The sequence below is a fragment of the Roseibium sp. AWQ4_254 genome (genome assembly GCF_056161025.1).
Genome location: NZ_JBSWYH010000044.1, coordinates 1 through 21,981, shown reverse-complemented (window position 1 = coordinate 21,981; position 21,981 = coordinate 1). Strand labels below are relative to the sequence as shown.

Here is a 21,981-nt window from a genome sequence, read left to right as displayed (position 1 = left end):
ACACTCTCTAAATCTTGCAGATCGACACCACCAATCTGCAGCATCCTTAAAGCAGCAACGCCATGCCCCTGTCCTCAACGGCGGCTGCAGGCGGGACCGGGGCGTTCAGGCCGGGCAGCCCTGCGATGGACATTTTACGCGTCTTTTTCTCTGAGCCCGTGCCCATCACCCCTTTGGAGCGGCCGGTCAATTGCTGGCGCTCCAGAATTTCGCCGATGTGATTGTAGAGGATCGCCGGGGCAATCGGTTTGGCGACAAAGCCATGCACACCGATCCCGAGCGCTTCCAGGATGGTGGCGCGTTTGGCATGGGCGGTGACCACCAGCACCGGCACGGTGCTGATCACCAGATCCTGATCGCCGCGCAAAATTCTGAGAAACTCATTGCCGCCAAACGGGTTCATCATCCAGTCCAGCAAAACAATGTCGGGCTTCCGGTCCACCACCATCTCCAGCGCCTCGGCGCCATCACTGGCTTCATAGACCGAACGGATGCCAAAGCCGGACAGCACAGAGCGCAAAATGGTGCGCATATGCGGATTGTCTTCCGCAATCAGGCAGGAAATCCTGGAAAGATCCCACTTGTCCCGCAATGTTACGTCTCCCCGCAAAATGTACCTATCGACATATAAGACCGAGGGCGTTAAATCCGGCTTACCGAAGGGCACCGGACCGGCGGAAATCCGGCGGAAGATGCAAAAAGGGCGGCCAAAGCCGCCCTTTCGGTTAACGTAAAGTGAGTCCGCGCAATCGTCAGCCGTTGACCGCAACCGGTTCAACCTTGCGGCCGTCCCGTTCCTTCTTCAGGTTTTCCGCGATCAGGAAGGCCAGTTCAAGGGCCTGATCCGCATTGAGACGCGGATCGCAATGGGTATGGTAACGGTCACCAAGCTGATCGGCGGTTAAAGCCCGGGCACCGCCAGTGCACTCGGTGACATTCCGTCCGGTCATTTCCACATGAACGCCACCCGCATGGGTGCCTTCTGCCCGGTGGACCGCAAAGAAGGCTTCCACTTCCTTCAGGATGCGGTCGAACGGACGGGTTTTGTAGCCCCCGGCCGTCACCGTGTTGCCATGCATCGGGTCACAAGACCAGACCACAGATTTGCCTTCCCGCTCAACCGCGCGCACAAGCTGCGGCAGGTGGTCGAACACCTTGTCGGCGCCGAAGCGGGCAATCAGGGTCAACCGGCCCGGCTCGTTTTCCGGGTTCAGAATGTCGATCAGCTCCATCAGGCCATCCGGCGTCAGGGAGGGGCCGCATTTCAGACCAATCGGATTCTTGATGCCTCGGAAGAATTCCACATGGGCATGGTCCGGCTGGCGGGTACGGTCACCGATCCAGATCATGTGCCCGGAGGTGGCGTACCATTCGCCGGTGGTGGAATCGACGCGGGTCAGCGCCTCTTCGTAGCCCAGCAGCAGCGCTTCATGGCTGGTGAAAAAATCAGTGCCGCGCATCTGCGGAACGTTTTCAGAGCTGATGCCGCAGGCACGCATGAAGGCCAGGGATTCGCTGATCCGGTCCGCCAGTTCCTTGTAGCGGTGGCCTTGCGGGCTGTCCGAAATGAACCCGAGCATCCATTGATGGACCTGATCCAGATTGGCAAACCCGCCCTGGGCAAAGGCCCGCAACAGGTTCAGGCTTGCCGCAGACTGACGGTAGGCCATGGCCATGCGGTTCGGGTCGGGAATGCGGCTTTCGGAGGAAAAGTTGATATCGTTGATGATATCGCCCCGGTAGCTCGGCAGTTCCACGTCGTTTTTCTTTTCCGTGTTCGACGAGCGCGGCTTGGCGAACTGACCGGCAATCCGGCCGACCTTCACGACAGGCTGGCTGGCTGCAAAGGTCAGGACGACGGCCATCTGCAGGAACACCCGGAAGAAGTCGCGGATATGGTCGGGATGATGCTCGGCGAAGCTTTCGGCACAATCCCCGCCCTGAAGCAGAAATCCCTTGCCCTGGGCGACATCGGCCAGCTGTTTCTTGAGCGCGCGCGCTTCACCTGCAAAAACCAGCGGCGGATAAGTCGACAGGCGCTGTTCCACATCCGCCAAAGCCTCTTGATCCGGGTATTCCGGCACCTGCAGGATCGGTTTCGATCTCCAAGTGTCCGGGCTCCACTTCTCCGCCATTTTTCCTACTCCTACTGGACCGGCCTGTCGTTGCTTTTCGGGCCCGGTCCGCGACATTTTATGATCTTTTCTGTCTGCCTGATGAACGCAAACGTGCGGCCTTATACACGCCCCCGCCCGCCAAGGCCACAGGGGAATCCGCCAAATTCGCCCGTTTCCGGCCCGGACCCGACTTTCCCGCCCCAACAAAGCTTCAAACCGCCTTGATCCGGATCATGGCCTGAGCTGAAAAGGGCCGTCAGAGTACCTCTGACGCAAGGTTAAGGATCGCCCGATGCCACCTCCGCGACTGGAGCACAGCCACAGGCCCGATGCCATTGCCCGCCGGCTATCGCAAAAGCCACGGGGCAGCTATCTGCGCGACTGGATCTATGGCGGCATTGATGGAGCGGTAACCACCTTTGCCATTGTCGCAGGTGCCGTCGGCGCCAGTTTGCCCCCGCGCATTATTTTGATCCTCGGCATTGCCAATCTGCTGGCCGACGGCTTTTCCATGGCTGCGGCCAATTACAGCGGCTCCAAGTCGGAAGAAGAAGACTATGCCCGCTTGAGGGCAATTGAAGAAAAGCACATTGCAACAGAACCGGAGGGCGAACGGGAAGAAATCCGGCAGATTTTTAAGGCCAGGGGGTTTGAAGGCGCGGATCTGGAGGCTCTTGTGCGCCTCGTCACCTCCAACCGGGCGACCTGGCTGGACACTATGATGGAGGCGGAATACGGCCTTACTGCGCCCACCCGGTCGCCGCTTCTGGCCGCGCTGGCCACCTTTGCCGCCTTTGCGCTTTGTGGCAGCCTGCCGCTGGCACCATTCCTGTTCAATCTGGGCGCCAGCGGCCTTCTGACAACAGCGCTGACGGGCACCGCCTTTTTCCTGATCGGCTCGATCAAGTCCTTCTGGTCGACCAAATCCTGGCTCCGCTCCGGACTGGAAACCACCGCCATCGGCCTCACCGCCGCCGGGATCGCCTATCTTGCCGGATACGCGCTGCAAGGGTTGGGATGAGAAAACTGCCAGCCATTTTTCGTGTCCTGACGCGCGCAAAAGCAAAGACCGTTTCGATGAACGCCGCCCAAAGCCCCCCACATTCTGAGGCAGGCCATAGGCCTGTCACGAAAGATGGGCCACAGGTGTTTGAGCCTGCTGCCCCTCCTTCGAGACAGCGCTGTGCACCTCCTCAGGATGTGGGAGGGCTTTGGCCTTCCTCAGGATGACGCAGTGCTCGTTGGTCAAGTGTGAGAGGAGGCAGTCATCAAGCTACTTGTCCAGAACGCCCAAGGACCGCTCTTTATCCCTCCTCAACAAACACCAGATCCCGGCCAGCCAGAGCCCTGTCGATCCGCCCCCGCGTGGCTTCGTCCAGCAGAACGGCCCTTGGATAGCGGGGTGCGGCACGGTCGCGCAGGATGGGGACGTGCCAGCCGTCGGTGGTGTCCAGAAAATGGGCGATGCCCGCTTCGCCCCACAGCCGGTCAAAGCCCGCCAGAACGCAGTCGAGATAGGTTTGCAAAATGGGATGGGTTGCGCTGCCCCAGCGCCGGTGCTCAGGCGCTGCAGCAAAGACAAAGAGATCCTCAGGCCCTGGGGCCCCTAGCGCGTCACAGGAAAAGGCCGGGCCCTGGCCCTCAATCTTCTGATAGCGCTGCTCGCGCTGTTCCAACGCCGCAAGGCGGGCCTTGGGTTCGCGCACCATCACCCCGCAGATCTCAGCCCCCGGCTCCGGCCGGATGCTGAGCGCGCAGCGGCCCTGGCCGTCTTCGCCCTCGCCGCAGACCCGCCATTCGCGCACCCAGCCGCGCAAGGTTCCGGGTGTCATCTCAGCCGCGGCCGGGATCGTTGCGGCATTGACGAGAGAACCATATCCAAAATATGTGATTGTCACTAACTGTCCTTTCTCTTTTCCCGCAACATCCGTTTTCCAAAGGCAAGGTGTCCCATGATCGTTCCCTCCCTTTCCCAACAGGATGTGATGGCCATGCGGCAGGACACGCCCGGTGTAGGCCAGCTGATCCACTTTAACAATGCCGGCACGGGCCTTGCGCTCAAGCCGTCCCTGGACGCGGTCACCGAGCATCTGGAGCTGGAGGCCCGCCTGGGTGGCTACGAGGCCGCAAGCGTGGCCAGCGCCGCCATGGAGGGGTTTTACAAGGGCCTTGCCGCCCTTATCGGCTGCATGCCCCAGGAAATCGCCTATGTGGAAAATGCCACCCGCGCCTGGGACATGGCCTTTTACGGCATCGATTTCCGCGACGGCGACCGGATTGTCACCGGCCGGGCGGAATATGTGTCCAACTATATGGCCTTCCTGCAGATGAAGCAGCGCAAGGGCATTGACATCGACCTGGTGGAGGATGACGCCGATGGCCAGATTGATCTGGCGGCCCTGAAAGCGGCGATCACCCCCAGGACCCGCCTGATTGCGTTGACCCACATTCCCACCTTTGGCGGCCTGATCAATCCGGCCGAAGAGGTGGGGGAGATCGCCCGCCATGCGGGCTGTCTCTATCTTCTGGATGCCTGCCAGTCCGCCGGGCAGATCCCCTTGAATGTTCGTGAGATCGGCTGCCACATGCTGTCGGGCACTGGGCGCAAATATTTGCGCGGGCCGCGGGGGACCGGTTTTCTCTATGTCAGCGATGCGGTGCTCGACCAGATTGAGCCGCCCTTTATTGACCTTCAGGCAGCGAACTGGACCAGTGACGACACCTATGAGCTGGTGCCCCACGCACAGCGTTTCGAAACCTGGGAACGCTATGTAGCCGGGCAGATCGGCCTTGGAGCCGCCGTCAGCTATGCCATCGGCTATGGCATGGAACGGATCGGCAACCGCAACTGCGCCCTGGGGGCCCAGCTCCGCACTGAATTGTCGGCCGTGCCCGGAGCCACGGTGCAGGACAAGGGCGCCAGAAAAGGGGGCATCGTGACCTTCACCCTGGACGGGGAAACGCCTGCGCAGATCAAGGCCCGCCTGGCAAAAACGCACCTTGGCGGGCGAAGCATCAATGTGTCGGTAAGCCGGGCCAGTTCCTCACGCATCGACCTGCCCCATCGCGGCCTTGAAGCCCTCGTGCGCGCCTCCATGCATGCCTTCAACACTGAAGAGGAAATCGAGGTTTTTGTCAGGGCACTCCGAGACCGGATCTGACAGACAAGACCAACGCATCCGACACGGAGGCCCGTGCGGCCATAGCAAACCGCCTGCCCCGCAGTGCCGGGCCCTTTGTCTGTGACGCGGCCACAGCCTTGTCCTCTTTTTCAACTGGGACCAGCTGGTCCCAGTTGAAAAAGAGGCCATAGTTCCACAGCAAGCGGCCTCTGGTATTCAAGAGCGCGCTGCTCCGGCCGAGGCGCTGGGTCCTTCCGAAGGCATGCAGATCCTGGGACAAAGAAGATCGCGGCGCGTGGGCCGGGACGGCTCAAAACAAGCCGCAGCGCCAAAGCGCTGCTGCGCTTGCCATAACGAAAACCACCTCTTGGGAAACTAAAAAGAGGTTATTTCATACAGATCAATGTCATCCGAAAATTCAAAAATATACCTCAAATTTTACATTGTAACAACAAACAATATTCGAAAACAAAAAACACTTTTAATTAAATACTTCTGTGGCTTCTTACTCTCGATCACTTTCCATCTCTACGGTAATATTTATATAATCACAAAAACAGAACTGAATTTAAGATCCCTGCCGATGACACGAAAGCCCCATACGTGACGGACTTCCGGCGCAGATACAGTGACAAGGCTCCGGCCCGCGCCCGGCAGCACATTTCCCGCCTGGCCTTTGTGCTGGCCGGGCTTTTGATTGCCGTGACCTCCGTCTCCCTGCTTTTTGTAGGCTATGTGGCAACGCAAGCCTCCACGCGTCAGGCAATCGCCAACGAGGACCGTCTGTTCCAGAGCGTGCTGTCGGACAAGCTGCGGGCGATCATCCGCGAACAAACGCGCATCACCCTGTCCGACCGGTCCGTGGACCAGCTGGTACGCGGCTTTACCCCCGCCTATGCCCGCGAAAGCTTTGACGCATTGTGGACCAATTACCGGCACAACAAGATCATGCTGATCTCCGGAGACGGCACCATTTTGGCCGAATCCTTTGACGACTACACCCACATCATTTCACGGCCCGTCTCCGAAACGCCCGCGATTGCCGCCATCTTGAATGATCTAAGGGACCAATATGGCAGGAACCGCGTGCGCGTGCCCGGCGGCTTCGGGCACCGTTCGCTTTTGGGAATAGAACCGACCGACTACGCCTCCATGGGCTTTGTCCTGATTGACGGAAAGCCTGCTCTTTACGGAGCCATGCCCGTCATTCCCGACGCCTACAAAACGACGCTGCCGGACGGCCCGCCAACGATTCTGCTGTCTGCCCTTTATCTGGACGCGGCGCTGCTGAGGGAATTGAATTCCCACCTGGAATTTGCAAAGTTCGGCTTCACGAGTGATGCCCTGCCCTCCGTGGACGGGCCGCTGCATCCGGTCTTCGCACGGAATGGTGAGGCGCTGGGGACCTTCCACTGGCAAAGCGTTTCCTCCAGCAGCTCCATCTGGCCCACGATCATTCCGGTGATCGTGCTCTTGAGCGTGGCTCTGGCCGCACTGGCTTTCGGGATTGCATGGCGGATCGGCCGGCTGACAAGTTCCCTGCAGGCAAGCGAACAGCAGAACCGCTATCTGGCCCTCCATGACACCTTGTCAGGTCTGGGCAACCGGCTGCAGTTCAACCGGGTTCTGGCCAGCTCCGTGCGATCCCTGCCGAATGACCGGTTCGCGGTGCTCCATTGCGACCTGGACAAATTCAAGGACGTCAATGACACCTATGGCCATGCGGCTGGGGACACGGTGATCAGGGAGATGGCGGCCCGCCTCAGCGAGGCGGTTGGACGGCAAGGGCTCGTCTGCCGCATCGGCGGCGACGAGTTCATGATCATTTTCCGGAAAGACACCTCCCGGCACCGCATGCGCATGCTTTGCGATGCGCTGATCACCGCTGCACAGCGCCCCATTTCCTTAAGCGAGGGAAAAAGCGCGCGGATCGGCCTGAGCATCGGCATTGCCCGCGCACCGGAAGACGGCTCCAACGCGGAAGACATCGTCTCCCGCTCGGACGCCGCGCTCTACCATTCCAAAGACCAAGGGCGTAGCCGTTATTCCTTTTTTTCCGACTTGCCGGACGGCAACCGCCCAAAGGACCCGGCGGCCCCTGACACCGGCAAGCCGCCCTTTCTCAAGAAAGCCAACGGCTAAGCGCATTACGCGGCCCGGTCTGGTTGACCGGGCATGTGGTGCAATGATGTCCGTTGGGCGGGAGTGGGTTACCGGAGGCCGCACGCGGAAGGACTTCGGACGTTGCCGCACGTCTGACCCGCTCCCCCGTATCGACCTGCGACGCGCTCCTGGCCTGAGCCCCTCCAAGCGCGGTCAAGCAGGTCATCATCCATTGCGCAAGGTATCCTGCGGCCCTTTGAAGAGGCTTATCCGCGCAGCTGCTCGGTCGGCTCGCGCATGGTCACCAGCTCTTCCGCAGCCGTCGGGTGGACCGCAATGGTGCGGTCAAAATCCGCTTTGGTGGCCCCCATCTGCAAGGTCACGCCCAGGATCTGAGCCAGCTCACCCGCATCAGGCCCAACCACATGCACGCCCAGAACCTTCTGGGTGTCCGCATCGACGATCATCTTCATGAGCATCTTTTCATCGCGCCCGGACAGGGTGTGTTTCATTGGCCGGAAACTGGATTTGTAGATATCGAGATTGGGTGTGCGCTCCAGGGCCTCTTCCTGTGTCAGGCCAACCGTGCCCATTTCCGGCTGGGAAAAGACGGCGGTTGCGATCAGGCTGTGATCCACAGTCCAAGGCGTATTGCCGAAAAGCGTATCGGCAAAGGCGTGGCCTTCGCGGATGGCAACCGGCGTCAGGTTGGCCCGGTTGGTCACATCCCCGACCGCATATATGGAGGCGACATTGGTGCTGGAATCCGGCTTGACCTTGATGGCGCCGATCGCATCCATCTCCACACCGGCCTGTTCAAGGCCCAGATCTTTCGTGTGCGGATTGCGGCCAATGGCGAACATGATCTTGTCCGCGTCCAGTGTCAGTCCGCCCTTTGTGCGGCCGAACAAAGACCCGTCTGCCCGTTTCTCAATGGCTGTGAAGGTGTCGTTGAGGATCACCCTGATGCCCTTCTTCTCCATCTCCTGGCGAACGGTGGTTCTCAGATCACGGTCAAAGCCGCGCAGGATTTCCTCGCCGCGGTAGATTAGCGTGGTCTCCACACCCAGACCATTAAAAATGCCAGCAAATTCCACCGCAATATAGCCACCGCCAGCCACCACGACCTTGTTGGGCAGCTCAGCAAGATGAAACGCCTCATTGGAGGTGATCACATGCTCAATGCCAGGCACGCTGGTGTCCACATTCGGAGATGCACCCACGGCCACGAGAATGTATTTCGCGGTCACAGTCTGGCCGGTCGACAACAGCCGGACCGTATGCGCATCCTCCAGCACCGCCCGGCTGTCATGCACCTCCACATTGGTGCGCTCCAGATTGCGCCGGTAAATGCCTTCCAGCCGGGTGATCTCCTGATCCTTGGCAGCGATCAGCTTGTCCCAGGCGAAGGTACGCTCGCCAACGGACCAGCCAAAACCTTCCGCATCCTCGAACTCTTCGGAAAATTTCGACGCATAGACAAAGAGCTTCTTGGGTACACAGCCACGGATGACACAGGTGCCGCCATATCTGTATTCCTCGGCAATCCCGACGCGGGCCCCGTGGGTCGCGGCAATACGCGCCGCCCGAACCCCGCCCGATCCGCCGCCAATTACAAAAAGATCATAGTCGTAATCGCTCATGAGTGCCTCGTCGTGAATGCGTGTGCGCCGCCGGCTGGTGTACCGGGCGGCACAGCGCTGCCCGGACGGACGGTTGAGAAGTCAAACCTGTCCGCAGATAGGACAAAGCCCACCGTCCTGCAAGACAAGATGTCTCCAGCCCTTTCCGGAAAGAGGCAGGCAAACAAAACGGGCCGCGATTGCGACCCGCATTCCGGCTTTGGGCCGGTCTTTGAAAAGTGGAAGACCTGCGTTGGCCTGCTGGTTATTCAGCCGCGTTCCGCTTGGCCAGTTCCTGCTGAACCATCGTTACCATTTCGGTGGAGATCTTGTCCTGCCATTCGCGGGCAGCACCCACGGAAAGCTGGGTGACGACCGGCAGGGTTTTGGTCAGTTTCTGGCCCAGATCCGTGCTGTAGAACGCCGCCAGCTCCCGCAGTTCTTCTTCACTGAAGTTGTTCGCCCAGGCTTCATATACCGCCTGGTTCAGCTCCGAGCGGCGCGCGGCCAGCTGGATCGCAACGCCTTGCGTGACTTCGATGATTTCCTCGGCACGGGTCGGCTGGGACTGGATGAAAGCCGTGCGGGTCTGCTCGGCAAGAATCGGCAGAATGTCGTCAAAAGGTTCCAGAACCTTGGTCACTTCCGCAACGTGCTTGGCTTCGGCCAGATGGCTCGGGGACACGGCGTCTTGCGCCTGGACGGCGCCGCTTGTGAGACTAGCAGCCACCAGAACCGCACTGAAGACGGCTGCGCTCGGGAACATTCTTGTCAGTTTCATGTTTCTACTCCTAGACGGCTCTCCGGCGACAGCGCGGACAGCCAAATCCAAACACATCAGGCTGGCGTCAGGGTTTTGACCCCTTCCGCACCAGCCACGTAAGCCTTTGTTGCAAGTCCGATGAACAGTCCGTGTTCCACCACACCGGGGATTTCCAGAAGCCGGGCCGCCAGGGCCGGAGCATCCGGGATCGCCTCCAGATGGGCATCCAGAATATAATGACCGCCATCTGTGACAAACGGATCGGACGCCCCGCCGCGCAGAACAAGCTTCGCCGGCAGTCCGCTCGTTTCAAGGCAGTGTGCAATCGCCTGCCCGGTCGCCTTCAGACCAAAGGGCACAACCTCAATCGGCAGCGGAAACCGCCCCAGTGTGGCCACTTCCTTGCCCGCATCGGCAATGACAACCATCCGGCGGGACGCAGCTGCCACAATTTTTTCGCGCAGCAGAGCCCCACCGCCACCTTTGATCAGGGTCAGGTTTGGGTCGAGTTCATCGGCCCCGTCCACGGTCATGTCAAGCTCAGGAAGTTCATCCAGAGTGCTGAGCGGAATTCCCAGTTCTTCTGCAAGCGCATGGGTCCGTTCAGATGTCGGCACGCCGATAACCTCAAGCCCCGCACGCACCCGCTCAGCAAGCGCCCGCACGAAAAATTCCGCGGTCGATCCGGTTCCAATTCCCAGGCGCATGCCCGGCGTCACATCTTCTGCAGCCCGTTCAGCGGCCGCCTTTTTATCCTGATCGCTCATCGTCTCCCCTTCAACCACCACCCGAGCGGATGGGTCGTGGCCGGTGCTTTTCTAATCGCCGGGTGCTTACCATGGCCAGCCTCTGCCGGTCCAGAGTGTTTCCCGCCTTCTGGCAGGAAACCTCGACCTGCCCCGATGCAAACACCCCGGACGCGTCATACCTTCCCAGAAAACAGGCGCTTTTTGGGCACCCCTGCCATCTCGGTCAAAAACACGTCACGCTTGGTGTGGCATGCGCCGCTGCCCGAAGACCCATTAGTGTGCAAAGTAATTTTCTTCCTCTACGAGAGATTGAAAAATTTTAAACATCATTAACCATGAATTTAGATTGAATTGAGATTGTTTTTCGAAAGATACGCACTCGGGAAAGATTGGACCCCGATGAGACTGTTCAAAAGAAGTCGTGATTCAAATCCCGTTTCAGAAGAGACACCTCATACTTCTGCGGAGAGTTGTGAAAATGACACATCTCCCGTCGAGGCTGTTTCCCTCGTTACGGAGCCATCTCCTGACCAGCTTGCCTTTGTTCTCGACAGCCTTGAAGACGATCTTCAAGTGGCCGCCAAGGCGATCACTCTTGCTGCGGACAAGGTTCAGGACCGGCTGGAAAGCCAGACCAGCCGTCTGGAAGCGATCCGGCACGACACGAGCTCTTTATCGGACCAATCCGCAGCAGCAGATGAAAACGCGGCCAGCCTGGCCTCGTCCCTCAAAGAGCTGTCTGCCTCCAGCACAGAGATCGGATCCCAGGTCGGGGTCTCCAACCAGCTTGCGATTGAAGCACGTGACATTGCCGATGAAGCCAATCAGGGTGTTCAGGATTTAAAGAACGCGATTGCCGACATCGCTGACGTGGTCGGCCTGATCTCCGACATTGCAAAACAGACCAATCTGCTGGCCCTCAACGCCACGATTGAAGCCGCGCGCGCCGGCGAGGCCGGACGTGGCTTTTCGGTCGTCGCCAACGAAGTCAAGGCCCTGTCGGTGGAGACCCAGTCCGCAACTGAGCAGATTGTCGCCAATATCGCCAGACTGAACCAATCAGCTGAAGCCAGCGTCGGGTCAGTGAACCGGATCATTGACGTGATGGGCAAGATCCGGCCCAGCTTTGCAGCAGTCGAAGATGCAGTACGCTCACAGGCTGAGACCACCAACACCATTGGCGAACAAGCCAACAAGACGGCAGATTTTGCCAAAGGCGTGGTGCTGACCGCCGAAGCGATATCCGACAGCGCGGTGGCAGCGGAAAATGGCGGCGCCATGGCCCGTGAAACCGGCGCACAGATGAGCACCACCTCGCGCGCGCTTCAAAGCCGGTTCACCATGATGATCCGCCAGACGGAAGCCGGGAACCGGCGCCGCCACGACCGCCTGCCTGTCAAAATGCCCGGTACCATTTCGGGCGGCACGGCCTCTGCGGCCATTGAAACCCTTGATATTTCAGAGGGTGGTGTCCTCTTCAAGATACCCAATGGGCAAACCTTGCGGCAAGGCGAACAGCTTCAACTGGAGCTGGCTGGTCTTGGCCGCACCGGCGCCCGGATCGTGGCTGTGTCTGAAAATGGCTATCATTGCTGCTTCGACCGGCCCGCACCGGCGTTTCAGGAAGCCCTCCTCCAGAAGATTGCCACCTTCCGGGAACGCCATGCCCGGGATGTCAGCTGCGCCCGGGACGGGGCAAGACGGGTGGTTGAGGCAATGGCGGGGCTGCTCTCCCGGCGCCAGCTGTCACTGGACGATCTCTTTGACACCAATTACCGGCCTATTGACGGCACCAATCCGCAACAGGTCTCCACAAAAGCCCTGCCATTTCTGGAAACCGTTCTGCCGGAGATTCAGGAAGATATACTGGCGGCCGGCAAACCCAATGGCATGGCCTTTTGCGCGGCTGTCGACCGCAATGGCTATTTGCCGGTGCATAATCTGGTCTTCTCCAAGCCGCAGCGGCCTGACGATCCGGTCTGGAACACGGCGAATTGCCGCAACAAACGGATTTTTGACGACCGGGCAGGCCTGAGCGCAGCCCGCAACACCCGGCCCTATCTGATCCAGTCCTATGCCCGGGACATGGGCGGCGGCACGATTGTGTGGATGAAGGAAATTGACGCCCCGATCCTGATTGAAGGCCGTCACTGGGGCGGCTTCCGCACCGCCTACAAACTCTGACAGCTTCAAGAGACCGGCAGTCTAAAAGATCGGTGGGGCTGCGGCAGCCAGGCATTGGTCAGCTGCTCCGCCCCTTGCGTGCCCGGATCATTCCGGCTAGGCAGGAACCGTTCTTTTTCAGTCCGTTTCGAGGGTTTCATGTCCGTTCTGGTTTTCGATCTTGACGGCACACTCGTGTCGTCCATGGAAGATCTTGTCGCCACATTAAACGCGGTGCTGACAGCGCACGGGCATACGGCCATCCCCAAGGACAAGGTCCAGCACATGGTTGGCATGGGGGCCAAGGTGCTGCTGCAGCGCGGTCTCGACTTTAACGGCGTCTCCTGGAGCGAAGAGACGATTGCCCCGCTCTACCGGCACTTTCTTGAGCATTATGCGGCAAACCTTGCCGTTCACACCCGGCCCTTCGACGGGGTCACCGACGCGCTTGAGGCATTCCGGACGGCAGGCTGGAAGCTGGCGGTGTGCACCAACAAGGCGGAACAGCTGACCGTGCCGCTTTTGGCCGAATTGGATCTCGCCGGCTATTTTGATGCGGTGGTCGGCGGCGACACGTTTGATGTCTCAAAACCCCATGCGGAGCCGGTGCACGGGGCCATCCTCCGGGCCGGGGGCACTGTTGACGGCTCGATCATGATCGGTGACAGCGGCACTGACATCAACGCCGCCCGCAATGCCGGGATTCCCGTGATTGCAGTCGATTTCGGCTATACGCCCGTCCCCGTTCAGGAGCTTGGCCCGGACAAGGTTGTTTCTCATTTCAACGAGCTTGCTGAAGCGGTTGAGGCCCTTGGCCACCCGGTCTGAGGCTCATTCTGATTTCTGCGGCCAGCTTTTCCCGGCCCGCCGGGGCAACGGTCAACAGCTGGAACAAAAAAGTGGTTGCCAATCCGGTGCCGATCCCTTAGACAGCCGCTCACGCTGTTTGCATCAAGGGCGATTAGCTCAGCGGGAGAGCACTCCCTTCACACGGGAGGGGTCACTGGTTCAATCCCAGTATCGCCCACCATTTTTTCTTAAATGAAATCAACGGTTAGAGAAAACCACCCGTCAATGCTATTGCAGTTTCATGCAGGAACATGCAGCGAACGAAGTATGATTTCCCGAAATTCTCGTGCAAAACCCCGACAGTTTTGTGCCGGGTCTGTTCTTTTCCAGAGCGCTAGTCCGGCAATCTCTCGACCGACAGGTTCTGGTGCCGCTATGTCGCACCGCCTGTAAAGGTCGATCCACCCTCCCGGGATGGGTGGATGGATTTCGGAAGATTCAGGCCAATGTTGCATTGGCTGGCAAAGTCGGCTCATCAGGCAACAGGCGAATTCCCAATTCTTTCCATGAAGATAAGTGCGGACAACTCCGACTTGGCGTCAGCCGTTTCTTGCAGCAAATTGCGAAGGAAACTAGGTTTCTGGAAACGTCCGGTGTTTTCAGGCAGTCTCGCCCTGTGGCTCTTGCCGAAGTGATCAGACATCTTCGATCCTGGCTTCCAATGGGTTCAGAAGGATCAAACAGCGTCTTCTGACACCGGAACCTTTGCAAGGCAGGACCTCTGCATCCAGAGCTCCGCCGGCACGAAACCGGGTGGCAAGACATGAGCGAAGACAGCAACGAAGCGCGGCCGCATAACGAATATCTGGATGTCACCTATGGGCACAAGGCGTTTACCCAGTATCCGTTTCTGCTTACGGCCCATCTGTGGGAGCGCAACAAGCTGGCCCCGGGCGCCAGGCTTCTGGATCTTGGCTGCGGGCGCGGTGAATTCCTGCAAGGGTTCATGGCCCTGGGCTCTGAAGGCTATGGCTTTGATCAGTCAGACAGTGCCAAGACCCTGTGTCCCGACGCGGATATCCGCGTTGGCGACCTGGAAGCCCCCCTGCCCTATGAAGACAATTTCTTCGACGTAATCTACAGCAAATCCGTCGTCGAACATTTCTACTATCCGGAGCGTATTCTGGCCGAAGCGCTCAGGGTTTTGAAACCGGGCGGCACGATCATCACCATGACGCCCGACTGGAAATACAACATCGTGGACTTTCATGGAGATTTCACCCACCGCACGGCCTTCACCCTGAAAGCCGTCTCCGACATTCACAAGATCACCGGATTCCGGGATGTCCGGGCAGGACGCTTCATTCAACTCCCCATTTACTGGCGTTATCCCTGGATGGGCGCGGCGGTCTGGGCCGCGCGCACCTTCTGTCCGGACTGGCTGAAACCGAAAAGCAAATTCATCCGCTTTTCCAAGGAAGTAATGCTGATCTGCGAAGCCCGGAAATAAATCTCGGGGCCGCCAGAGCGCCGTTCAATTGACGCCAGACCAATGCGCGCGCGTCACCAGCCGCTGAAGCCACCATCCACATTGACCATCTGGCCAGTCATGTAACGGGACTCATCTGAGACCAGAAATGCCATGGCATCTGCGATCTCTTCTGGCGCGGCCATCCGATCCAGCATGATCAGATCTCCGACCCGTTTCTGGAATTCATCAGAATGGCCGTTGAAGACAGCGCCGGGCGCAATCGTGTTGACGGTGCAATTCCGTTTGGCCCAATATCCGGCCAGCCACAGCGTCAAGCCATGAATGCCGGCCTTTGTCGTGGAATAGGCGCTGAAAGACTTGAACGGCATGCCCTCATAAATCTGGTGATGTGGCCCGTTCAGGGCATACATGGACGCCACATTGATCAGCTTGGCCGGATAGCGGCCGACAATATCGATGTCCATCTGGCGGGCGATGAGAAAGGCGCCGGTGAGGTTCACCTTCAGCGTCTTCTCCCAGGTCTCAAGGCTTGTTTCGGCAAAGGCCGGAAACGCGGCCCCCCGTCCCATCAACAACTCACCCGTGATGGCCGCGTTGTTGATCACCACATTCGGCTGCAGCCCTTTAGATCTGAGCGCGGAAAAGATCTCCCGCACCTGGGCCTCTTCCCCCACATCCAGGTCCACGCAGTGAAATCCGGGCTCTTCGCCGAAGGTTTCCATCAGACCGTCGAAACGCTCCCCCGGAAGCTCGGAGGCCACAACCTCCATGCCGCGCTCCAGAAATGTGCGGATATAGACCTTCCCAAGAACACCGCCAGCTCCGGTGATGAACACAGTTTTCCTATCGGGCATGCCACTTGTCCTTCATCAAGAGCTCCACAAGGTGAAAATCAAACTCCGTGTCGATATCAAAACACCTTTCCTGAGGCATTTCATAAGGAATGACCCGGCCATCAAACAGCGCGCCGGCTGATTTCAGATAGGCAGGCGAAACGGCATAGGTGGAGGCAGCGTGCTCCAGAACGAGCGGCGCATTCTGGCGCGCAACAATTTTCTCCGGCAAAGGTTTGGAGACCCGCAAAGACCCGGTCTCATCAAGTTCCAGCAAATTGAAATAGGGGTTCTTGCGGGCAAGACAGCAGGACATCACCATGTCCGGCCGCTGGCTTTCGAACAGGGCGACCGCTTCCACAATATCTTGCGGTGCGCGCAGCGGCGATGTGCAGTCCAGGTCTACAAACAGATCCACCGGGCCGATCAAGGCTTCGGCAGCTTGAAGGGCGTGCTGCCAGACACTCCATTTGGAGGCACCGTCTGTTGCCAGCTCTGCGGGCCGCAGGCCAATGTCCAGCGCTCCTTTCTTGACAGCATGCCGCAGAAGGGCCGGATCATCTGTCGACACCACCACCTTGTCGATGACGGGGCTCGCCAGCAACTGGTCCAGCGACCAGTCGATCAGGGGTTTGCCGCACAGCTCCTGCATGTTTTTCCCCGGAACGCCCTTGGAGCCTTTCCGGGCGCCGATATGTCCAAGTCTCATCGAACGTCCGCCTCAATCTGCCCGACAAAAGTTCTCTTCGACCACGCCTCGGCGATCAGCCTGCAGGAGGTCTCGACCCGGTCCATCCGCGGGCACAAGGGATGAACAGGCCCGTCACGTTGCTCTGCAAGGGTGACAAAATCCTGCATCAACCCTAGGAACAGCTGGTTCCTGTCGCACTCAAGCGTCACCTTCTCTTCATCCTGCCCGGTTGAACTGCGCACGACATTGTCCGTCAGAGTGTACTCCAGCTTCCCGGATAGCCCCTCCAGGGTGCCCTGCCGCACAAGCCGGGGCGCCAGATAGTCCAGTTCGATCGTGCATAGGCCCAGCCGTTTGCCAAACCCTGTGACCGAGGCCGCCATATCCACGCCGGGATAGTCCTGATGACCCAGGCATTGCACGCTCTGAAGCTTGATATCCGGGTCGAGCACACAGGCAAGATCCAGTTCGTGGCACAAGTCCAGCAGCACCCCGCCCCCGTCCGGCTTTGCGGCATAGCTTTTCGAGAATGCCCAGTCCTGACGCCATTGGGAGACATCATGCCCGACCTGGACATGCGAACGGAATATCTTTTCGGGAAGATGATCCAGCACATGGGCCACCAGCGGATGGTAGCGCATCATGAACCCGACAACACAAGACCGCTTGAGCTGGTCAGGCACTGCGAAAATCTGGCGGACCTGTTCCGGCGTATAGCCGGCCGGTTTTTCGATATAGACCGGCACGGACAGGCTGGCGCAAAGGGAAACCAGATCCAGGCGGATGCCGGTCGCCGTGGCGATCACGACTGCCACCTGACCCTGGTGCTGTTTCAAGACTGCCTGGAATTCAGCCGGGTCGTACGCCCGCCAGGGCACAAGCCGGGCCTTACATCCAAGCGTTTTGAGATTGCCGAAATGCCGCCGGCCTATCGACCCCGCGCCAATGACAAAATAGGTGAAAGTCATTTTCAGGACTGCCCGCTCTCAAACGCCGCAAGACGCTGTACCGGGAGCAACTTTTCCATCAAACCGTAGCAGGCCGAAAGCCCTTTCACGCCATGTGCCACAGTTTTTTGAGCAATTTTACTTTCCTGTTTCCCCGATTGCTGCTTGCAGGCGCTGCTTGCAGAACTTGAAACTCCGGGCGTCCAACGCAGAAAACTGCGGATAGCGCGCTGAAATCCGCTGTAAAACTGTCTTCTGCCAGAACACACTGATAGATTTCAGGAAAGTTGTGCTTTCAGAATCGACGGATCTCAAACGCTTATGGCACTGAACACCGCTCAAAATCCGACCCTTGAAAAGCTTCACAAAGCCTTGGCGCTGCAAAAGGCCGGTGACTACAAGAAGGCGCAGCGACTCTACCAGCAGGTTCTGAAAAAAGTCCCCAATCACCCAGATGCCAATCATCTGCTCGGGGTGACATACCGGCAATTGGGCAAACCGATGGAAGCCATTGCCCAAATTCAGAAAGCAATCAATCTGGCGGGTGACCGGGCCCCCTATTATTCGAACCTGGCCCGGGCCATGTCCGACATTCCCAAATCTGACAATGACAGCATTCTGGCCCTGACCCGCAAGGCGCTCGATCTCGATCCGACCCTCATTGACGCCTGGAACCTTCATGCGATCACCTTGTGCAAATTCGAGATGGTCGAAGAGGCAGAACTGATCTTTCAGCGCCTGATCCAGCAGCATCCCAACCACCCGGATGCGTATCGCAATTACGGCGTCGCCCTCAGGGACGAAAAGCACTACGAGAAGGCAATCGTCTTCTTCAACAAGTGCTGCCTTCTGGATCCGGACAACCCGGAACCGTTTTACCTGCTGTCAAAGGCTTTGCAGGACATGGGGCAACTGAAAACGGCCTACAAGTTCACAAAACATGCCTTGCGCCGGTTCACAGACAACGACAGGCTCCACCACGAATTTGCCCGGATCTGCTTCAAACAGGGCAACTCGGTTGAAGGTCTTGAATCGGCACAAATCGCTGCAAAGGCCGCCCCGGACAATCCGGACCGGCAGATCACACTGGGTGTCTGCCTGCACGGATACCACCGCTACGGTGAAGCTGTCGCCTGTTTCAAGCGCAGTCTGGAACTTTATGACGGCGAGCTGCCCACGGCTGAATGGAATATGAGCCTAGCCTATCTCGGTCTTGGGGATCTGACGAATGGCTGGAAATACCATCACGCCCGCTTTGCAGCGGACAATCTTCCCGTTCTGTCGCGGAAATTCAACAAACCACGCTGGACAGGCGAGAGCCTGAAGGACAAGACCATTCTTGTCTATGCCGATCAGGGCGTTGGCGATGCCCTGCGCTCCTCGACAATCCTTGGCGAATTGATTGCAGTCGCCGGAAGCGTTGTTATTGAAGGTTCGCAAAAGTTACTGGATACGTTTGCGTACAGCTTTCCAGAGGCTACTGTCAGACTTGCGACGTTTGAAACAGACACCATGGAAGCAACGTCTGATGACTATGATTTTCACGTCGCGATGGCAGATTTGGCCTGCATTTTCCGCCCTACAATAGCGTCTTTTAAAAATACAATTTTTCCATGTCTCAAGGCAAGACCAGAAAGAGTCCAAGAACTCTATCAAAGATTGCCTACGGATGCAGACAAGAGACCAATTATCGGCATTTCGTGGCGTTCTAAAAATCTAGATACATCGCGACTTAGAAATTACTTTTCGGTCCTTGAATTAGCACCAATTCTTGATCTTGAAGGCTGCATTTTCCTTAATCTTCAATATGCTTCGGTCGAAAAAGAAATCCGGTTTTTGCAACACAAATGTGAAAAAAGCACGTTTGTTCATTTCCCGGATGTTGATCAGTTTAACAACCTCATGGACGCCGCAGCGATGTCGGAATTGTGCGACCTGATAATTTCGGCCCCTACAAGCGTTGGCGATATCGCCGCAACGCATAACGTTCCATGTTGGACCTTCGGCGACTCACAATCTCATTTCACTTTGGGACAGGAAAATTCGCCTTGGTACCCTTCCTTAAAACACACGATGATCGATTTCGAACAGACCGTATCGGACCTGGTGCCAGAGATCCTTGAGCGGCTTGCCAGCTGGAAGCAGAACTTCTCGCCAGATGATAGACTAAGACGGATAGGGCTTTAGGCCTCGTCAGCCAAATGGATTCAAATGTCCGAACTAGGTCGACCTGGAAACTGGAGCAATGCTCATCGCGACCAAAAGAAAAAACGCTTTCGAGCTTTAGCATCCGGCGCTCCAAACATACTGTGCAAGGAAGTCACAATGCAGATCGCCCATCGCTCCATTGGCCCGGACCATCCGCCGCTGGTGATCGCCGAAATCGGGATCAATCATGACGGCAGTCTGGAGACGGCCAAAGCAATGGTTGAAGCCGCGGCACGCAGCGGCTGCGAGATGATCAAACATCAGACCCATTTCGTTGAAGACGAAATGACGGAAGAAGCCAAAGCAATCTTCCCTCCCAATGCGGATGTGTCGATCTATGAGGTGATGCGCCGGTGCGCCTTGCCGCCGGAAGCGGAAAAGGAACTGAAGGCGTTCACCGAAGACCTCGGGCTGCTCTATATCTCCACGCCCTTTTCCCGGGCTGCAGCGGATTTTCTTGCCTCCATCGGCGTTCCTGCCTTCAAGATCGGCAGCGGAGAATGCGATCATCTGCCCCTGATCCGCCATATCAGCAAGTTCGGAAAGCCGGTGATCATGAGCACGGGGATGCAGACACTTGAAACGATCCGCCCATCGGTCGGCATTCTTCAAGCCTCCGGTATTCCCTATGCCTTGCTGGAATGCACAAACCTTTATCCGTCCCCGCCGGAGATTGTTTCACTTCAAGGCGTCAGCGACCTGAGAGCCGCGTTTCCGGATGCGGTCGTCGGATTTTCAGACCACAGTATCGGCCCGGACATGGCGCTTGCCTCCGTTGCGCTTGGCGCTTCCATCCTGGAACGGCACTTTACCGACAGCCGCTACCGCAAGGGGCCGGATATTTCCTGTTCCATGGACCCGGCGGAACTGCGGCATCTGATTGACCGGTCCAGGGAAATCCATACCGCCCTCCGCAATCCGAAACGGCGTACCGGTCCGGAAGAGGATGTCTACCGCTTCGCCCGGGGCTCCATCGTGGCCGACAGGGACCTGTCCGCTGGGACCGTGATTTCTGAGGCCGATATCTGGGCCCGCCGCCCCGGCACTGGCGAGATCGCAGTGCATGACTTTGACAAGCTGGTCGGGCGCACCCTCAAACATGCTCTCAAGCGCAATACACAATTGCGCTGGGACGATCTGGAAGACTAGGCGGGACCCGGCCATGAAACGTCTGCTGTTTCTCACCGGTACACGAGCCGATTTCGGCAAGCTGGAGCCTTTGGCCGTTGCGGCCAGAGATGCCGGGCATGATGTCACCTTCTTCGTCACAGGCATGCACATGCTGGCGCGCTACGGCTCCACGCGGCAGGAAGTGGAACGGATCAAGGGCGTGTCCCGGCAGGAATATATCAACCAGCGTATTGGCGACAGCCAGGACATTATCCTGTCCAAAACGATCATCGGCCTGTCGGACTGGGTCCATGAGAATCCGCCGGATCTGACCATCCTCCACGGAGACCGGATCGAGGCGCTTGCCGGTGCACTCGTTTGTGCAACCAACTATATCCGCTGTGCGCATATTGAAGGCGGGGAAGTCTCCGGGACGATTGATGAGGTCTACCGGCACTGCAACACCAAGCTGTGCACCTACCATTTTGTCAGTTCTCAGGATGCCCGCAACCGGGTCATCAAGCTTGGCGAAGATCCTGACACGGTCTTTCCCATCGGTTCGCCTGAACTCGATATTCATCTTCAAGGGGCGCAAGTTCCGATTGAAGACGTGAAGCGGCACTATGAAATCAGCTTTGAGGATTTCGGGATCGCTGTGTTTCACCCGGTCACGTCAGAGCGCGACACCATGGCGGCCCAGGCCAAATCGCTGTTTGGAACGCTCAAAGAAAGCGGGCGCAACTTTGTCGTCATCCTGCCGAACAATGACCCCGGGGGGGAAGACATTTTCAAGGAAATCGATAGCCTTCCGAAAGACCGGTTCCGCTGCCTGCCGAGTATGCGGTTCTCCTATTTTTCCTCTCTCATGAAACACGCCAGTGTCATCGTGGGAAATTCCAGCGCCGGGGTCCGCGAGGCGCCCTTCCTTGGCCTGCCAAGCCTGAATGTGGGCTCGCGTCAGCATCTGCGTTCTCAATCCGGGGCCATTACCGACGCGACAGCCTTTGAGGCAGACACGATCAAGGACTTTCTCTTGTCCAAATGGGGGCAGCGCCATGAGGCGGACGTCTCCTTCGGGACGGGAAACGCCGCCAGGCGGTTTGTCGAGGTGCTCAGCCTGGATTCGTTTTGGTCAGTCAGTCAGCAGAAATATTTCTTTCAACCAACGGAATGAATTTGTTGTGTCCGTCCGGTGAAGCCGGTCTTCATGGCGGCGGCGCGCTCTGTTACGCTGCTTTTGCAGCGTAACACCAAGGCATGAGTTCGTTGATG

The 21,981-nt window shown here is 58.2% G+C and carries 18 protein-coding genes and 1 tRNA gene; 10 read left to right on the top strand and 9 right to left on the bottom strand.

Annotated elements, in window-relative coordinates:
* Positions 1–46: 46 nt before the first annotated feature.
* Both ACXAIC_RS23045 and ACXAIC_RS23040 read right to left on the bottom strand, forming a co-directional pair.
* Positions 47–592 carry a response regulator gene (locus tag ACXAIC_RS23045; RefSeq protein WP_475186267.1) on the bottom strand — a complete coding sequence of 182 codons (546 nt, stop codon included), beginning with the start codon at positions 590–592 and terminating at the stop codon, positions 47–49.
* A gap of 160 nt (positions 593–752) precedes the next feature.
* On the bottom strand, positions 753–2,135 hold the full coding sequence (locus ACXAIC_RS23040; RefSeq protein WP_475186266.1) for a class II 3-deoxy-7-phosphoheptulonate synthase: 1,383 nt from the start codon (positions 2,133–2,135) through the stop codon (positions 753–755).
* 274 nt (positions 2,136–2,409) lie between these two features.
* Here ACXAIC_RS23040 and ACXAIC_RS23035 point away from each other — a divergent pair, with 274 nt between their 5' ends.
* Positions 2,410–3,138: a VIT1/CCC1 transporter family protein gene (locus tag ACXAIC_RS23035; RefSeq protein ID WP_475186263.1), complete on the top strand. Its 729-nt coding sequence runs from the start codon at positions 2,410–2,412 to the stop codon at positions 3,136–3,138.
* A gap of 283 nt (positions 3,139–3,421) precedes the next feature.
* On the opposite strand, the gene ACXAIC_RS23030 is transcribed toward ACXAIC_RS23035, so the two are convergent.
* Positions 3,422–4,015 (bottom strand): gamma-glutamylcyclotransferase family protein, encoded by a 594-nt coding sequence (locus ACXAIC_RS23030; RefSeq protein ID WP_475186261.1) that lies wholly within the window; start codon positions 4,013–4,015, stop codon positions 3,422–3,424.
* 54 nt (positions 4,016–4,069) lie between these two features.
* Between ACXAIC_RS23030 and ACXAIC_RS23025 the strand changes: the two genes are divergently transcribed.
* Positions 4,070–5,278, top strand: coding sequence for an aminotransferase class V-fold PLP-dependent enzyme (locus ACXAIC_RS23025; protein WP_475186258.1), 1,209 nt, complete (start codon positions 4,070–4,072; stop codon positions 5,276–5,278).
* A gap of 564 nt (positions 5,279–5,842) precedes the next feature.
* On the top strand, positions 5,843–7,381 hold the full coding sequence (locus ACXAIC_RS23020; protein WP_475186255.1) for a sensor domain-containing diguanylate cyclase: 1,539 nt from the start codon (positions 5,843–5,845) through the stop codon (positions 7,379–7,381).
* A 227-nt stretch (positions 7,382–7,608) separates the two neighbouring features.
* Here the strand turns inward: ACXAIC_RS23020 and gor are convergent, their stop codons facing one another.
* The 3 genes from gor to rpiA all read right to left on the bottom strand — a co-directional run bounded on the left by gor (position 7,609) and on the right by rpiA (position 10,494).
* Positions 7,609–8,985, bottom strand: coding sequence for a glutathione-disulfide reductase (gor, locus tag ACXAIC_RS23015; RefSeq protein WP_475186253.1), 1,377 nt, complete (start codon positions 8,983–8,985; stop codon positions 7,609–7,611).
* Positions 8,986–9,229: 244 nt separating this feature from the next.
* Positions 9,230–9,745, bottom strand: a complete 516-nt coding sequence (locus ACXAIC_RS23010; RefSeq protein WP_475186250.1) for a DUF2059 domain-containing protein — start codon at positions 9,743–9,745, stop codon at positions 9,230–9,232.
* Between the two features lie 56 nt (positions 9,746–9,801).
* Positions 9,802–10,494: a ribose-5-phosphate isomerase RpiA gene (rpiA, locus tag ACXAIC_RS23005; RefSeq protein ID WP_475186249.1), complete on the bottom strand. Its 693-nt coding sequence runs from the start codon at positions 10,492–10,494 to the stop codon at positions 9,802–9,804.
* Between the two features lie 381 nt (positions 10,495–10,875).
* On the opposite strand from rpiA, the gene ACXAIC_RS23000 reads away from it, so the two are divergent.
* From ACXAIC_RS23000 to ACXAIC_RS22985, 4 genes are all read left to right on the top strand, one after another.
* On the top strand, positions 10,876–12,660 hold the full coding sequence (locus ACXAIC_RS23000; RefSeq protein WP_475186247.1) for a methyl-accepting chemotaxis protein: 1,785 nt from the start codon (positions 10,876–10,878) through the stop codon (positions 12,658–12,660).
* Positions 12,661–12,798: 138 nt separating this feature from the next.
* Complete coding sequence (gene gph, locus ACXAIC_RS22995) at positions 12,799–13,467, top strand: phosphoglycolate phosphatase (RefSeq protein ID WP_475186245.1); 669 nt, start codon at positions 12,799–12,801, stop codon at positions 13,465–13,467.
* Between the two features lie 127 nt (positions 13,468–13,594).
* Positions 13,595–13,669 (top strand) — tRNA-Val (locus tag ACXAIC_RS22990).
* 582 nt (positions 13,670–14,251) lie between these two features.
* Positions 14,252–14,938: a class I SAM-dependent methyltransferase gene (locus ACXAIC_RS22985; protein WP_475186243.1), complete on the top strand. Its 687-nt coding sequence runs from the start codon at positions 14,252–14,254 to the stop codon at positions 14,936–14,938.
* A gap of 53 nt (positions 14,939–14,991) precedes the next feature.
* On the opposite strand, the gene ACXAIC_RS22980 is transcribed toward ACXAIC_RS22985, so the two are convergent.
* From ACXAIC_RS22980 to ACXAIC_RS22970, 3 genes are read right to left on the bottom strand one after another with little or no spacing between them, the layout of a single operon-like run.
* Entirely contained in the window at positions 14,992–15,774 is a 783-nt protein-coding gene (locus ACXAIC_RS22980; RefSeq protein WP_475186239.1) for an SDR family oxidoreductase, read from the bottom strand.
* Positions 15,764–16,462: an acylneuraminate cytidylyltransferase family protein gene (locus ACXAIC_RS22975; protein WP_475186237.1), complete on the bottom strand. Its 699-nt coding sequence runs from the start codon at positions 16,460–16,462 to the stop codon at positions 15,764–15,766. Before ACXAIC_RS22975 ends, ACXAIC_RS22980 begins: the two co-directional genes overlap by 11 nt.
* Positions 16,459–17,412, bottom strand: a complete 954-nt coding sequence (locus tag ACXAIC_RS22970) for a Gfo/Idh/MocA family protein (protein ID WP_475186235.1) — start codon at positions 17,410–17,412, stop codon at positions 16,459–16,461. Before ACXAIC_RS22970 ends, ACXAIC_RS22975 begins: the two co-directional genes overlap by 4 nt.
* A gap of 300 nt (positions 17,413–17,712) precedes the next feature.
* Between ACXAIC_RS22970 and ACXAIC_RS22965 the strand changes: the two genes are divergently transcribed.
* The 3 genes from ACXAIC_RS22965 to neuC all read left to right on the top strand — a co-directional run bounded on the left by ACXAIC_RS22965 (position 17,713) and on the right by neuC (position 21,883).
* On the top strand, positions 17,713–19,578 hold the full coding sequence (locus ACXAIC_RS22965; protein ID WP_475186231.1) for a tetratricopeptide repeat protein: 1,866 nt from the start codon (positions 17,713–17,715) through the stop codon (positions 19,576–19,578).
* A 138-nt stretch (positions 19,579–19,716) separates the two neighbouring features.
* The gene (locus ACXAIC_RS22960) at positions 19,717–20,748 is read left to right on the top strand and encodes an N-acetylneuraminate synthase family protein (protein ID WP_475186229.1); all 1,032 of its coding nucleotides are present in this window, start codon (positions 19,717–19,719) and stop codon (positions 20,746–20,748) included.
* Positions 20,749–20,761: 13 nt separating this feature from the next.
* Positions 20,762–21,883 (top strand): UDP-N-acetylglucosamine 2-epimerase, encoded by a 1,122-nt coding sequence (gene neuC, locus ACXAIC_RS22955; RefSeq protein ID WP_475186227.1) that lies wholly within the window; start codon positions 20,762–20,764, stop codon positions 21,881–21,883.
* The last annotated feature ends 98 nt before the right edge of the window (positions 21,884–21,981 follow it).

Excerpts from the sequence above, each read along its gene's own strand:
- ACXAIC_RS23040 (WP_475186266.1), bottom strand. The coding sequence starts at position 2,135 with ATGGCGGAGAAGTGGAGCCCGGACACTTGGAGATCGAAACCGATCCTG.
- ACXAIC_RS23025 (WP_475186258.1), top strand. The coding sequence starts at position 4,070 with ATGATCGTTCCCTCCCTTTCCCAACAGGATGTGATGGCCATGCGGCAG.
- ACXAIC_RS22965 (WP_475186231.1), top strand. The coding sequence starts at position 17,713 with ATGGCACTGAACACCGCTCAAAATCCGACCCTTGAAAAGCTTCACAAA.
- gor (WP_475186253.1), bottom strand. The coding sequence starts at position 8,985 with ATGAGCGATTACGACTATGATCTTTTTGTAATTGGCGGCGGATCGGGC.
- ACXAIC_RS23000 (WP_475186247.1), top strand. The coding sequence starts at position 10,876 with ATGAGACTGTTCAAAAGAAGTCGTGATTCAAATCCCGTTTCAGAAGAG.
- ACXAIC_RS22980 (WP_475186239.1), bottom strand. The coding sequence starts at position 15,774 with ATGCCCGATAGGAAAACTGTGTTCATCACCGGAGCTGGCGGTGTTCTT.
- neuC (WP_475186227.1), top strand. The coding sequence starts at position 20,762 with ATGAAACGTCTGCTGTTTCTCACCGGTACACGAGCCGATTTCGGCAAG.
- ACXAIC_RS22970 (WP_475186235.1), bottom strand. The coding sequence starts at position 17,412 with ATGACTTTCACCTATTTTGTCATTGGCGCGGGGTCGATAGGCCGGCGG.
- ACXAIC_RS23010 (WP_475186250.1), bottom strand. The coding sequence starts at position 9,745 with ATGAAACTGACAAGAATGTTCCCGAGCGCAGCCGTCTTCAGTGCGGTT.
- ACXAIC_RS22960 (WP_475186229.1), top strand. The coding sequence starts at position 19,717 with ATGCAGATCGCCCATCGCTCCATTGGCCCGGACCATCCGCCGCTGGTG.
- ACXAIC_RS22985 (WP_475186243.1), top strand. The coding sequence starts at position 14,252 with ATGAGCGAAGACAGCAACGAAGCGCGGCCGCATAACGAATATCTGGAT.
- gph (WP_475186245.1), top strand. The coding sequence starts at position 12,799 with ATGTCCGTTCTGGTTTTCGATCTTGACGGCACACTCGTGTCGTCCATG.
- ACXAIC_RS23035 (WP_475186263.1), top strand. The coding sequence starts at position 2,410 with ATGCCACCTCCGCGACTGGAGCACAGCCACAGGCCCGATGCCATTGCC.
- ACXAIC_RS22975 (WP_475186237.1), bottom strand. The coding sequence starts at position 16,462 with ATGAGACTTGGACATATCGGCGCCCGGAAAGGCTCCAAGGGCGTTCCG.
- rpiA (WP_475186249.1), bottom strand. The coding sequence starts at position 10,494 with ATGAGCGATCAGGATAAAAAGGCGGCCGCTGAACGGGCTGCAGAAGAT.